The organism is Peribacillus cavernae, assembly GCF_003989135.1.
Taxonomy (GTDB): domain Bacteria; phylum Bacillota; class Bacilli; order Bacillales; family DSM-1321; genus Peribacillus; species Peribacillus cavernae.
In genome coordinates this window covers 196,354-209,125 of record NZ_RYZZ01000001.1, presented here as the reverse complement: position 1 = coordinate 209,125, position 12,772 = coordinate 196,354, and the positions used below count along the sequence as shown (strand labels likewise).

At 40.4% G+C, this 12,772-nt stretch carries 15 protein-coding genes; 14 read left to right on the top strand and 1 reads right to left on the bottom strand.

The window, feature by feature from the left end; all coding sequences use genetic code 11:
- Positions 1-35: 35 nt before the first annotated feature.
- The 3 genes from ELQ35_RS23620 to ELQ35_RS01060 all read left to right on the top strand — a co-directional run bounded on the left by ELQ35_RS23620 (position 36) and on the right by ELQ35_RS01060 (position 1,729).
- Positions 36-179 (top strand): hypothetical protein, encoded by a 144-nt coding sequence (locus ELQ35_RS23620; RefSeq protein WP_185861602.1) that lies wholly within the window; start codon positions 36-38, stop codon positions 177-179.
- A 235-nt stretch (positions 180-414) separates the two neighbouring features.
- Complete coding sequence (locus ELQ35_RS01065) at positions 415-690, top strand: hypothetical protein (protein ID WP_126863001.1); 276 nt, start codon at positions 415-417, stop codon at positions 688-690.
- Between the two features lie 160 nt (positions 691-850).
- Positions 851-1,729, top strand: a complete 879-nt coding sequence (locus tag ELQ35_RS01060; RefSeq protein WP_221884940.1) for a phosphatidylinositol-specific phospholipase C/glycerophosphodiester phosphodiesterase family protein — start codon at positions 851-853, stop codon at positions 1,727-1,729.
- A gap of 455 nt (positions 1,730-2,184) precedes the next feature.
- Here the strand turns inward: ELQ35_RS01060 and ELQ35_RS01055 are convergent, their stop codons facing one another.
- Positions 2,185-2,394 (bottom strand): sugar phosphate isomerase family, encoded by a 210-nt coding sequence (locus tag ELQ35_RS01055; RefSeq protein ID WP_126863000.1) that lies wholly within the window; start codon positions 2,392-2,394, stop codon positions 2,185-2,187.
- Between the two features lie 253 nt (positions 2,395-2,647).
- Between ELQ35_RS01055 and ELQ35_RS01050 the strand changes: the two genes are divergently transcribed.
- From ELQ35_RS01050 to ELQ35_RS01005, 11 genes are all read left to right on the top strand, one after another.
- The gene (locus ELQ35_RS01050) at positions 2,648-3,436 is read left to right on the top strand and encodes an SDR family NAD(P)-dependent oxidoreductase (protein WP_126862999.1); all 789 of its coding nucleotides are present in this window, start codon (positions 2,648-2,650) and stop codon (positions 3,434-3,436) included.
- Between the two features lie 35 nt (positions 3,437-3,471).
- Positions 3,472-3,951, top strand: coding sequence for a 2,4'-dihydroxyacetophenone dioxygenase family protein (locus ELQ35_RS01045; protein ID WP_126862998.1), 480 nt, complete (start codon positions 3,472-3,474; stop codon positions 3,949-3,951).
- A 392-nt stretch (positions 3,952-4,343) separates the two neighbouring features.
- Complete coding sequence (locus tag ELQ35_RS01040; RefSeq protein ID WP_126862997.1) at positions 4,344-5,621, top strand: Nramp family divalent metal transporter; 1,278 nt, start codon at positions 4,344-4,346, stop codon at positions 5,619-5,621.
- A gap of 221 nt (positions 5,622-5,842) precedes the next feature.
- Complete coding sequence (locus ELQ35_RS01035; RefSeq protein WP_126862996.1) at positions 5,843-6,526, top strand: GntR family transcriptional regulator; 684 nt, start codon at positions 5,843-5,845, stop codon at positions 6,524-6,526.
- Between the two features lie 509 nt (positions 6,527-7,035).
- A complete protein-coding gene (locus ELQ35_RS01030; protein WP_246025924.1) occupies positions 7,036-8,049 on the top strand; it encodes an amidohydrolase family protein in 1,014 nt (337 codons plus the stop codon).
- Positions 8,046-8,399: a Rieske (2Fe-2S) protein gene (locus ELQ35_RS01025; RefSeq protein WP_126862994.1), complete on the top strand. Its 354-nt coding sequence runs from the start codon at positions 8,046-8,048 to the stop codon at positions 8,397-8,399. The genes ELQ35_RS01030 and ELQ35_RS01025 overlap by 4 nt, the downstream gene beginning before the upstream one ends.
- Complete coding sequence (locus tag ELQ35_RS22440; RefSeq protein ID WP_185861601.1) at positions 8,396-8,542, top strand: hypothetical protein; 147 nt, start codon at positions 8,396-8,398, stop codon at positions 8,540-8,542. The genes ELQ35_RS01025 and ELQ35_RS22440 overlap by 4 nt, the downstream gene beginning before the upstream one ends.
- Positions 8,543-8,566: 24 nt before the next feature.
- Positions 8,567-9,568 (top strand): tripartite tricarboxylate transporter substrate binding protein, encoded by a 1,002-nt coding sequence (locus ELQ35_RS01020; RefSeq protein ID WP_185861600.1) that lies wholly within the window; start codon positions 8,567-8,569, stop codon positions 9,566-9,568.
- Between the two features lie 177 nt (positions 9,569-9,745).
- Positions 9,746-10,744, top strand: a complete 999-nt coding sequence (locus ELQ35_RS01015; RefSeq protein ID WP_126862992.1) for a tripartite tricarboxylate transporter substrate binding protein — start codon at positions 9,746-9,748, stop codon at positions 10,742-10,744.
- 21 nt (positions 10,745-10,765) lie between these two features.
- Positions 10,766-11,215 carry a tripartite tricarboxylate transporter TctB family protein gene (locus tag ELQ35_RS01010; protein ID WP_185861599.1) on the top strand — a complete coding sequence of 150 codons (450 nt, stop codon included), beginning with the start codon at positions 10,766-10,768 and terminating at the stop codon, positions 11,213-11,215.
- A 13-nt stretch (positions 11,216-11,228) separates the two neighbouring features.
- A complete protein-coding gene (locus ELQ35_RS01005; protein WP_246025923.1) occupies positions 11,229-12,734 on the top strand; it encodes a tripartite tricarboxylate transporter permease in 1,506 nt (501 codons plus the stop codon).
- The last annotated feature ends 38 nt before the right edge of the window (positions 12,735-12,772 follow it).

Genomic DNA, 12,772 nt, shown 5'->3' with positions numbered 1-12,772 from the left:
ATAAAAAGGCTGTTCATGTTAATTCTATCATTTCCTTGAAAGAAGGAATTCAATTACTAGAGGAAGAGCTTTTATCTATGGCTCAAAAAAAGTATCATTCGACGACAAGGATGGCGGTAGCATTAGGAATAAATCAATCGACAGTTAGCAGGAAGCTTCTTTGTTTAAGAAAAAAATAGAGTGGTATGCTATTGTCCATAATTGTTTATGCATCTATGCATAGTAAACCACTTGAGACAATTCATTATAATAAAAGATATCATAGCGGAGTCAAATAAAAACCTATGCAATCTATGCATAGGTTTTTATTTGTTTGAACATTGTGTAAATTCAAACTACTATGCTATAAAAGAGATGGGAGCTGAAGTCATTCCCGTTCACATACCCGTTCTTTCAGAGGTTTCCTGGGCTCAAATGAAAACCATTCAGAGTGAAGCATATGCGATTCACGAGGAACACCTTCAAGGAGAAAAAGAAAAATACCAGCCCGAAGTGTTGCAACGCTTGGAGGATAGTTTATTAGCAAAAGGCTACGAATATGTACAGGCCCAGCACATTCGAAAAAGAGCTATTGCTTCATTTAATGAGGCCTTTGAGCTAGTAGATGTGATAGTAGTGAGTACGCCCATCCTGGAATTATTATGGTGGAGGGAACTAAGGGATTCGGAGAATTTGTATAAAATATTCTAAGAACAAATGTCCCGAAAAAGTCGGTTAGGCATCGACTTAGCCTTTTTATCCTACTTGTAAACCATCTTTTTAGAGTTTGTTAAAGTTCAGTTAATTCCATTGTTTTACTAGAATAGTAAGTTAGGATTGAATTGAAACGAGATGGATAGGAGGAAAAAACGTGAAAAAATGGTGGGTAAAGATGTCATTAGCAGTTACAGCATTTGTTATGCCTTTTTCTTCAACTTTGGCCTCAGCAGAGCATGCTATGAAAAAATCAACTGTGGTCCCGCTTGCGAAAGCGCATGCGCACAATGATTATGAGCATGAACGTCCGCTCTATGATGCTCTAGATCACGGGTTTACAAGCGTGGAAGCAGATGTATGGCTGGAAGACGGGGAACTTCTGGTGGCACACGATCAAAGTAACGTAGAATCGGAGCGGACACTAAAGTCCCTATATTTAGATCCATTAAAAGAAAAGGTGCGCCAAAATCGAGGGTCTGTGTACAAAGGGGCAGATCAGGACTTCTTGCTTTGGATTGACATTAAATCTGAAGACGCAGCTACATATAAGGAAATTCACGAACAGCTAACCCAATACCAGAAGATACTCACAAAATTCTCAAAGTCAAAAGTGAAGCAAAGTGCTGTTACAGTAATTATTTCTGGAAACCGTCCGCGTGAATTGATGGAAAATCAGAAAATCCGTTACGCCACATATGATGGTCGAATGAGTGATCTTGGAACGAATGCACCGAATCAATTTATGCCGGTCATTAGTGACAACTGGACGAAGCATTTTACATGGCAAGGGGTTGGGGAGATGCCAGAGGATGAACGGGAGAAGCTGAACCATATCGTCAAAACAGCGTATGACAACGGTCAGATCGTCCGTTTCTGGGCTACTCCTGACATGGCACTGCCGAACCGTGAGCCTGTCTGGGATGAGTTATTAACAGCTGGGGTGGATCTCATCAACACAGATGACCTTCCTGCACTGCAACAATATCTCCTTGAACATGATCCTTACTCTACGAAACAGCATATCAAATGGTAAATAAAATATAGTAAAAAGTAGATGTATTTGGAATCTATCGAGTTAAAATACCAAAAAATGGACTGGCACCAAACTTTTATATTGTTACAGACGTTTTATAATGGGAGGAAGTAGACTAGTAGCTTGATACCGACAAAGAAACGGACTAATTACATCTGCCAGTGGCAATGTGGATGACCGATATTCGCCTGCCACGTCGCTGCCACTGGCAAACAATCCGACAACGAAGGTGTCTGCGGACAGGATGCATCCGGACTGAGAAACTTTTTGAGCTGTTGCCTTTCAACCGAACTGAATGACTTCAACCGGTAATGCAAAATCACCTAATTGTGATACGACTTATGAATTATCGTCGACAATGAATAACTCTTTAGCAGAAGAGTCCACTATTTTCTCTCTTAAGAAGGATCCTCCTCCCCCTTAATAAGGTTAAAATCAGGATTTACTTCGTCTGGCTAAGTCAAGCTTCTGAACTTCCAAAAGTCTGTTAAAGGTATGCCAAATTCTTTTGTCCATCTTTCAGTGCTGAGAGAAGAGGGGATACCTTTTATCTTCAGATTTACAATTTCAGCTAGTTTTTTTATTGTCCAGAATACAGTTGAACCCGAGCCCAATCCGATAGTCATCCCGTCCTCTATCAACTCTGCTGCTTTTTCGCCAGCCAATTTTTTTTTAACATCTATTATGTATGTCCATAACTCAGTCGACCCTCTTAAATCGCTTCTCTACTATAATATACCAAAGTAAAGATTAATATCTTAATCACATCTCTATGTGAGGATTAGAATAAAATTTTCAGAAAAGATAAAAAACTGCATTGACAATACGAAAAAATGATCTACAATATAAGTATGAGTAAAATCTAATATATTAGATATCAGCTCTTTGGATTATACACTTTTGATTGGAGGTGAGAAAATGGAAAAAAATAAGGTTGCCATTGTAACAGGAGGAGCCTCCGGGCTTGGATTAGCTGTGGTTAGCCGTCTTGCTAATCGAGGAATGGCAGTTGCTATCGTGGATATATCTGCCGAAAAAGGGGAAGCGCAGGCAAAAGCGTTGGTTGAGCAGGGTAAAAATGTTGTGTTTTTTAAAGCAGATGTAACGAAGCAAACCGAATCAAAAGAGGTTTTACGACAAATAAAAGACACATTTGGAACTTTAGATATACTGGTTAATTGTGCGGGAATCATTCGTCGTTCGCCAGCTGCATCCGTTGATGAGGGAGAGTTAGATACGATTTTAGGAATCAATCTCCAGGGAAGTGTACACATTTGTCAGGCAGTTCACCCCTATATGGCTGAAAAAGGGGGAGGAGCGATTGTCAATTTTGCCTCCATGCTTGCTCACTATGGAAGCACCAATTTGTTATCGTACGCAGCATCTAAGGGTGGGATTGTACAGGTAACAAAATGTCTCGCAGTAGAGTGGGCAAAGGACAACATCCGTGTAAATGCAGTTAGCCCTGGTTATATCGAGACGCCTCTTGCATCAGGTGCAACAAAAGATCCGATATTCAGGGAAAGAATTTTATCACGTACGCCGCAGAAAAGATTTGGAACGCCAGATGAGGTAGCAGCAGTTGTAGAATTTCTTGTCTCGACAGAGGCAAGTTTCGTAACGGGGGCGATTATACCTGTTGATGGTGGAATACTGGCAGGTGATCCATCCTTATATCCGCCAGTATCACAGCCTGCATTGACATAATCACAATACACAGTGAATTTGAAGGAGGAAGAAAAATGGTTACAGATTTAAATAGTTTTACAGAACAATTCCAATTAAGTGATCAGGCCATTAACATTAATGACATTCCTTGGATCCCGCAATCTGATCGAGTATGGTTTAAACCTCTTCGTTTTGATTTAACTACAGGCAGTTGGATTAATCTATTGAAAGTGAAACCGGGTGGAGCTGTAAATCGTCATCGCCACACAGGCGGAAAAGTAATGGCCTATACATTACAAGGACAGTGGAGATACTTGGAGAGAGAATGGGTAGCTACTGCAGGCTCGTATGTATTTGAGCCGCCAGGAGATATACATACGCTGCTGGTTGATGGGGATGAGGAAATGATTACTCTATTCATTCTTGAGGGTAGCATTCAATATTTGGATGATAATGATCAAGTGATAAAGCAGGATGACGTCTTTAGTAAGATGAAACTGTACTATGATTATTGTGAGCAAAACAATATTCCGATTAAGGAATTAAGATTTTAGAATAGTAAATTGCTAAATGGTTAGCAGTCCTTGGCATTGCAAACGGTAGGTATTAAATTGAACGAATTATATCCTCTACAGCACCAATTAGAGAAGAGTTTGTTTTCAGTTCTTTGTTGAAGAATAGAAAAATGAACCCCTTGTTTTTGAGCAATTCATTTTTCAAAAACAAGGGATTTTGTTTTAGGTAAAATCAGCAATTATTTTATGAAATAGTACCCGTTTAATATGGCTGTTGCATCAGAACTAGTTTCTCCATCGTGAGAAGGTAGAAGATTTTATAAAAGTGTGATGCCATGTGGATAGTAAAGAGTTATTTGGTACGGTAAATTCCAATAGTTTATAAAAGACAGGAGGAGAGTCAAATTCCACTTGAAACTGAAACAAGAAAAATGCAAGTTGGGACTGAAACTGTTGAAAAAAAGGGATTAAAAGGGTTAATGCTGGCCTTTGGGCCGGGAATCATATATGTATTGGGGGAGTTGGGTGCAGCAGATCTTGTAAATGCTTCGATTTCCGGATCAAGTTACGGCTACAGTTTGATGTGGATCCTGCCTCTTTCCCTCATCATCCGTTTTGTCATTGTGAATATCATGTCCCGTTACCAGCTTTCCAACTCCGAGGGGTTTTCTATTATAGAAGGTTTTCGACGAGTTCATAAATTCTTTCCTATATTTATAGGATTTTACGCGCTAATCATGGGACATTTGTACACGTCTTATATGATAAGCGGAGCAGGGGAAGCGCTTGCATGGCTCTTTCGTTTTGATTACCCTTTTATATGGTCGGTTATTGTCGTCTTATCTGCACTTTTTGTCATTAGAAAGAATGTTTTTAATACCATTGAAAATGTTATGAAGGTCTTTCTGGTGCTTTTGACGCTTGTATTTATTGGGTTAGCAATCTGGTCAACACCGAGTATGACCGGGATTATAAAAGGCACGCTTGGGTTTGATATTCCAGCGGATGTTGGTTTTTACGGAGCAGTCCTGATGGCGATTTCATTAGCAGGTTCGGTTACGGGTTCGGTAACCAACTTTCTTTATCCCTATTACATGAAGGAAAAGGGATGGGTTAATCCACTCCATAAAAAATTGCAGCGTAATGATTTACTCTTCGCTACTTTTATGTCCATTATTATTATCTTGGCCATTTGGATTGTAGGTGCCGAAATTTTGAGACCAAATAATATTGTAGTCAGTAGTATAAATGATATCTCAATGGCCCTTTCCCTTTACTTTGGATATTTTGGATCGCTTTTGTTCTATATCGGCGTATTCGCCGTCGTGTATAGTAGTATAATTGCCTTTTCGAATGGACTTCCAAAAGTAATCGTTGATGCTCTTCATCAAGTAAAACCGGAAAGGAAGAAAAAATATGGAGAAAAATATGAAAATGACCCGATGTTCAAGTGGTTTAGTTTATTTATTCTGGTGACGCCCATTATTTGGTCTATTCCTGGCATGCCTGGAGTTGTAACATTGGCTGTGTATGTTAACGTCCTGGGGGTTATTGGTATGCCAGCAATATTAATAGGAATTCTTATCCTTTCAAATCAAAAGACACTAGGGAAATATCGCAACAATTGGTTCGAGAACATTTTGCTCGTGGCTTCTACGTTAGTAACTCTTTGGTTGGCTATCGCAGCCGTGGTTGAAACGTTAAGTTAGAAATATTGATTGTTTACCTGAATTTAAAAAGCGGAACTTTTGAACAAAAAAAGGGAGTTATATCATGCAAATAGATTATTTAGAAGACTTGACAAATAAAGAGGATGCCAAACAGATATAGCTAATGCTTATGAAAATAAAAGAGTTGCTGTAATTCAAGTGAAATAAGAAGGGGAATTTAGTAAAATGGTATTAAAAACTTAGACATTGAGGGATATACTTTGGAAGAAAAATTACATTTTGACAATTTAAACCTAAACGAAAGAGTCTATTTGCATTTACGCGATAAAATTGTGAATAGTGAATTAAAGCCTGGTTCCAAGATAGAGTACGAACAACTTATTGCTGAACTTGGAGTCAGCCGGACGCCGTTGCGTGATGCGCTGAATAGGCTCCAGCTTGATAATTTGATTGAGGTAAAACCACGTTCTGGTACGTATGTAAGTATTCCACGTTCAAAGGACATTCAAGAAATTTATGACGTCCGTAAACCGTTGGAATGCGTAGCGGTAGAACTGGCTGCTCCTCATGTGTCGAAAGAAGTCTATACGGCTTTGTTAGAAGAAGCAGACCATGCAGAGGCCGATCTGGAAAAAGGGTCTGCAGATACGTTTTTTCAGTCTGACAGAAATCTTCATAATACATTTATACAACATTCGAATAATAACCGATTGATCATGATTATGAATTCTTTAGAAGTACAAATTAAGTGGTTTGGCGTAATCATGACTGTAAACTTTGACCGTCCTTTACAGGCCATTGGAATGCACCGGAAAATTATCAAAGCAATGTATAACAATCAAATCGATAATGCTAAGGAATTAATGGGCCGCCATATTGATGAAGTAAGGCAGGATATTTTTCACGACTTTTTACAAAGAGAACAAGCCGGTCGAGAGGTTTGACATGGAATGTAGTAACTATTGGAGAAGCAATGATTGTGTTTCCTCCAAATCATACAGCATTTCTCAGGCACGAAGGGTTGCAGGTTTTTTCGGGCAGGTGCCGTCGCAGTTGGAATCGGCGGCTCTTTAGTGACGGCTGAAAAGGGAGTTACGAAAAAGCCTTTATACAAAAAATGAAGAGCGAGAAGTTTTATCCAAGAGTACAAAAAACAATTGACAGAATATTTTAATAGGTTATAATTTGAGCTATAGAATTAACTGATATATTAGATATTAGTATTGAAAGATCAGGAATCTTGGAGATCTCACGAATGTAACCGCTCACAAAGGTGATTTAGCAATAATGATCGAGCTGGCATAGTACATATGACCATAGATAATAAAGTGAAAAATAGGAGGTATCACATATGAATTCCGACAAAATGAAGAAGCAATCCAAGTTTAACCATGGAATTATTGATTGTGACGTTCACCAAGGAGTAAAAAGCTACGAAGATTTAAAACCTTATATGCCAAGGGTATGGTGGGACAGACTAAATGCCTATAACGCTACATTACCATTCCTGCTCTATCGCCCCATTTCTTTGGAACGCAGTGATGCATCACCTGGAAACGAACTTCCTGCTGGTTCGGATCCAGGATTTGCGAAAGTTGATTTCTTAGATCGCTACAGTATAGACAGAGCCATTCTTACAGGTAATCTGCTTTCGGTGTCTGCACATAATAACCCTGATTACGCTGCATCGTTGGCCTCTGCATTCAATGACTATACTCTTGACACTTGGATACCATCTGATGATCGATGGCTAGCATCAATCGTAGTGGCTACTCAGGATCCGTTATTGGCTGCACAAGAAATTGATCGCCTTGGTTCACACCCAAAAGTGGTTCAGGTTCTTCTAACTTCCGGGTCACGTGAACCCTATGGACAACGACGATACTATCCTATTTACGAGGCAGCTGTACGGAACAATTTGGTCATCGCTATTCACGGGGGTGGCGAAGGTGACGGAATCAATCCACCGACGACCGCAGTGGGTTATCCAACGACAAATTTTGAACGCCACAATATCTTAGCTATCCACCATATGTCACAGTTGAACAGTCTTGTTTGTGAGGGAGTGTTTGAAACTTTTCCAACATTGAAAGTGGTATTCGTTGAAGGTGGTTTAGCTTGGCTTCCTCATTTGATGTGGAGAATGGATAAAAATTTTCGGGGTATGCGGAGTGAGGTCCCGTGGCTGCAACGCAAACCAAGTGAATATATTATCGAACATTGCCGTTTTACAACCCAGCCTATCGAAGAGCCGGATAATCAGGAACTCATTCAAATGCTTCGAATGATGCGGGCGGAAAAAACAGTGCTTTTTTCGACAGACTACCCGCATTGGGACAATGACTCTCCATTATTTGTGCTCAATAAACTGCCTGAGGAGATGCGTCGGCGTGTAGCGTATGAAAACGCTGTTGAACTGTATCAATTCAATGTTAATCCAATTGGAGCAGGAGGCAATTCGAGGTGATAAAATACGATGCAGCTGAAGTCGGAGAAATTGAAACCGGAAAATGCAAGATCTTTAACATCAATGGAAGAAGTATCGGTGTTTACTATAATGGTGAGAATTATTTTGCTATCCGTAATGTATGTCCTCATCAGCAAGCGGAACTGTGTAAAGGGAAAATTTCCGGAACCACATTGGCTTCAAAACCGCATGAATACATTTATGGAAAGGACGGAGAAATTTTAATTTGTCCTTGGCATGGCTGGGAGTTCGAAATTAAGACAGGCCAATCCCTTGTCGATCCAGATAGATACAAGGTAAAAGTTTACGATGTATCGATTGAAAATAACAGAATTATGGTGTACATGTGATTGTAGTCGTAATTCAAAAGGAAATAGAAGACCAAGTCATTCAACAGGCACTAGAAAAAGCCAGCAGTGAAAATCTAGTTCGTGAGAAGATTCTTGAAGGAATGAGTGTTTCAAAAGTGTTCCGAAAATATGGAATCCTTTAATTTTAATAAAATATGGGGGTATTTATGAAAAAAAAGTCACTGAAAATTGCAATGGTTGGATTATTTCTATTATCCTTATTCACTTCAGGATGCGCGAGTCAAACAAATTCGACAAATGCTAAACAAAATGAAAAAGCCTCTGTAAAATTTCCAACTAAGCCTATCGAGCTCATTGTTCCTTTCGCTGCGGGTGGAGGGACTGATCTTGTCGCCCGTGCGCTGGCAGAATCGATGAAAAGCGAGCTTGGCAAGGATGTAGTGGTTATCAATAAAACAGGCGGTTCCGGTGCGGTTGGGATGAACGAAGGCCTACATTCAAAAGCAGATGGGTACACATTAACGATGGCGACCCGCGAGATCGTTTCACTTCCATTGCTCGAACTCGCACCGTTTAAAACAACCGATTTTAAATTTATCGGGAATATGAATAGAGATCCTGCTTTACTGGTAGTTTCCACAAAATCTAAATATAAAAAGTTTGAAGATCTGGTTGATGATATAAAAGCGAATCCTGGAAAGCTGAAATTTGCTTCATCCTCCACACCAAGTCTATATGGGATTCCATTTGCCCAAGCAGCAAATTTGAAGTTTGCTACTATTCCTTTTCAAGGTACAGCCCAGGCTGTAGTAGAGGTTTTGGGCGGCAGAGCTGAATTCGGACTTTACGGTCCTGGTGAAGTGACCGCACAAATCAAAAGCGGCGACCTGCGTCCGTTGGCAATTATGGCCGAAGAACGACTTGAAGGGGATTTGAAGGATATACCAACAATGAAGGAAAAAGGAGTTAATGTTGGTTGGGCCGGTACATACCGCGGACTTGCCGTACCCGGTGATACCCCCGATGAAGTTGTGAACGTATTGGAAGATGCTGTTGAAAAGGCAGTGAATGATCAAAAGTTCATCGATTTCATGGCTAAACAGAACTTGTTTATTGATTATCTGAATGCAGCTGATTTTGAAGCCATGATTGAAAAAGATATCACAGCTTTGGATCCGATCGTCCAAGCCGCTAATGAACAAAAGTAATAGCTTTGTATAAAAGTACTATTCAGACGTAGAGATTAAAGAAAAAGAAGACTAAGCAGATATATGAAACAAGTCATCATTGAGAGTCTAGTTCTTGAAAAAAATCATGAAGGTATGAAGTGCCAAAAGTATAAATCTTCTAATGTACTAGATAAATAGAATCAAGAGGGGATATGCATGAAAAACTCGTTAAAATTTGTAATCGCTGGATTAATGATTATGTCTTTATTTGCTTCGGGCTGTGCAAATCAATCGAATTCGAATTCGACGGGTGCTAGCCAAAACTCTGAGAAGTATCCGACTAAGCCTATTGAGCTCATTGTTCCTTTTGCAGCTGGTGGAGGGACTGACCTTGTAGCCCGCGCGCTGGCGGAATCGATGAAAACCGAGCTTGGCAAGGATGTGGTAGTTATCAATAAAACCGGCGGTTCCGGCGCCGTTGGAATGAACGAAGGCCTTCATTCAAAGGCAGATGGGTACAAATTAACGATGGCGACCCGCGAGATCGTTTCACTTCCATTGCTCGAACTGGCACCGTTTAAAACATCCGAGTTTACATTTGTCGGAAACGTAAATAGGGATCCTGCTGTCCTTGTAGTTTCCTCAAAATCAAAATTTAAAACGTTCGAGGATCTGGTTGCTGATATAGAAGCAAAACCAGGAAAGCTGAAATTCGCTTCGGCCGCTGCACCGAGTATATATGGGATACCATTTGCTCAAGCTGCCAATCTGGACTTTATCACTGTTCCTTTCCAAGGTGCAGCACAGGCAGTCATCGAAGTTTTGGGTGAAAGAGCTGAGTTCGGCCTTTACAACCCTGGTGAAGTGACCGCACAAATCAAAAGCGGCGACCTGCGTCCGTTGGCCATTATGGCAGAAGATCGGCTAGAAGGGGATTTAAAGGATGTACCGACAATGAAAGAAAAAGGAATTAATGTAGGCTGGGCCGGTACATTTCGCGGACTTGCCGTACCTGATAACACCCCCGACGAAGTTGTGAAGATATTGGAAGATACTATCGGAAAGGCCGTAAAGGATCAAAAATTTATTGATTTCATGGCTAAACAGAACTTGTTTATTGATTACCTGAATGCAGGCGATTTTGAAGCTATGGTTGAAAAAGATATGAAGGCAATGGACCCGATCGTCCAAGCTGCTAAAAAACAAGAAAACTAGCTTTTGATTGGGGGGGTTAAATTGAGAAATGCGGGTGTTTGGGCTGGTGCATTATTGCTCGGGTTTGCAGGATTCATTTTTTGGCAGTCTCTATCGTTTGATTATTATACGGTCCGGGGTCCCGGACCAGGATTCCTTCCATTATGGTTAAGTGGCGTCCTAATTGTAATCTCCCTCGTGTATATTTGGGAAGCGATTAAGAAAGAGGTAATCGTTTTTAAGCAAATCTTGCCGAAAGGTAGGGCATTGGGAAATATTCTTTCAATGCTGGGTTCAATCATTATTTTTATGATCGTTATATCTTATGCAGGGTTTGTAGTCTCAGCGGTCATTTTATTATTCATTGTCTTGGTACGAGAATTTAAATGGTATTCGGCATTAGGGATTTCAGTTGTCACCTCGATAATTGTATTTTTAGTGTTTAATTCGTTGTTGGGTATTCCATTACCTGTAAACGCACTCGGATGGTAAGGAGGGAAAGGACTTGGATTCGTTTATACAATTGCTTCAGGGATTTGAGACAGCGCTAACATGGTGGAATCTGCTTTATTGTTTAATTGGGGTTACCATTGGGATGCTTGTCGGTGTCTTACCCGGTTTGGGACCAACTACAGCTACAGCTCTTCTTCTTCCTATTACTTACTCGATGGAACCTGTAACAGCAATCATTATGTTAGCAGGCATTTATTATGGTTCTTTGTACGGAGGTACAATTACTTCGGTACTGATTAATACTCCTGGTGAAGCCGCCTCTGTCATTACTTGTTTTGACGGATACCCGCTGGCCAAGCAAGGAAGAGCCGGAACAGCTCTGGGAGTTGCAGCTATCGGGTCATTCATTGGAGGGACTGTCTCAATTATAGGACTTGCGTTTATAGCGCCCCCCCTGGCCAAATTAGCACTAGGGTTCGGTCCTCCAGAATTTTTTGCTCTTATTGTAGTGGGTATGTTGATGGTTATAGGTTTAATGGGTAAATCATTAATTCGAGGATTAATTTCAGCATTACTTGGTTTAATCTTGGCGTTGGTCGGAATGGACACTATATCCGGTGCCGTTCGGTTCAATTTGGGACAAGATTTCCTAATGAACGGTTTGGACTTTGTCACGATTACCATGGGATTATTCGGTCTTGCTGAGGTACTTATCGGGCTGGAAGAAAGAATGAATGCGGGGAAACCTGCTAAAGTGAAGGGACTTCTCCCGAGGCGGGATGAATGGAAGCCGACTTTAAAAGCGATTGGCAGAGGTACTGGTTTAGGATTTTTAATTGGTCTCATCCCAGGCTCAAATTCGGTTATACCTGCTATCCTGTCTTATTCATGGGAAAAGAAAATCGCTAAAGATCCATCCCGTTTTGGCAAGGGTGCAATCGAAGGTGTTGCCGGACCGGAAACAGCGAACAACGCGTATTCCGGTTCAGCGCTAATTCCATTGTTCACTTTAGGTATCCCGAGTTCACCTACGATTGCTATACTATTTGGAGCCTTTATCATGCACGGCCTGACTCCAGGGCCGACTTTATTTCAGACAAACCCCAATATTGTTTGGGCAATAATTGCAAGTATGTTCATTGGTAATTTAATTCTCGTTATTATGAACCTTCCTATGGCGGGAATGTGGGGAAAAATTGCAATGATTCCTACGAAATTACTTTATCCTATCATTCTTATTTTTTCTGTAATAGGCGCCTATAGCGTGAATAATAACCTTTGGGACATATGGATAATGTTCATTTTCGGAATAATGGGTTATTTGATGAAAAAGTTAGATTTTCCGATAGCGCCCCTTGTACTGACTTTTGTTCTTGGTGAACTCTTGGAAACCTCGTTACTGCAATCATTAATCTATTTCAATGGAAACGTGTTTGGGTTTTTCCAACGCCCTATTTCCGGTACTTTATTAGTAATTTCTCTTCTTGTTTTGATCATAAGCATCTTTACCAGTCTCAAGAAAAAGAGAGGGATTCTTGCGAGTGACGTTGAAATGTAGTTCTAAACTATATTGAAAGAACTTCAGAAGGTCAAAGT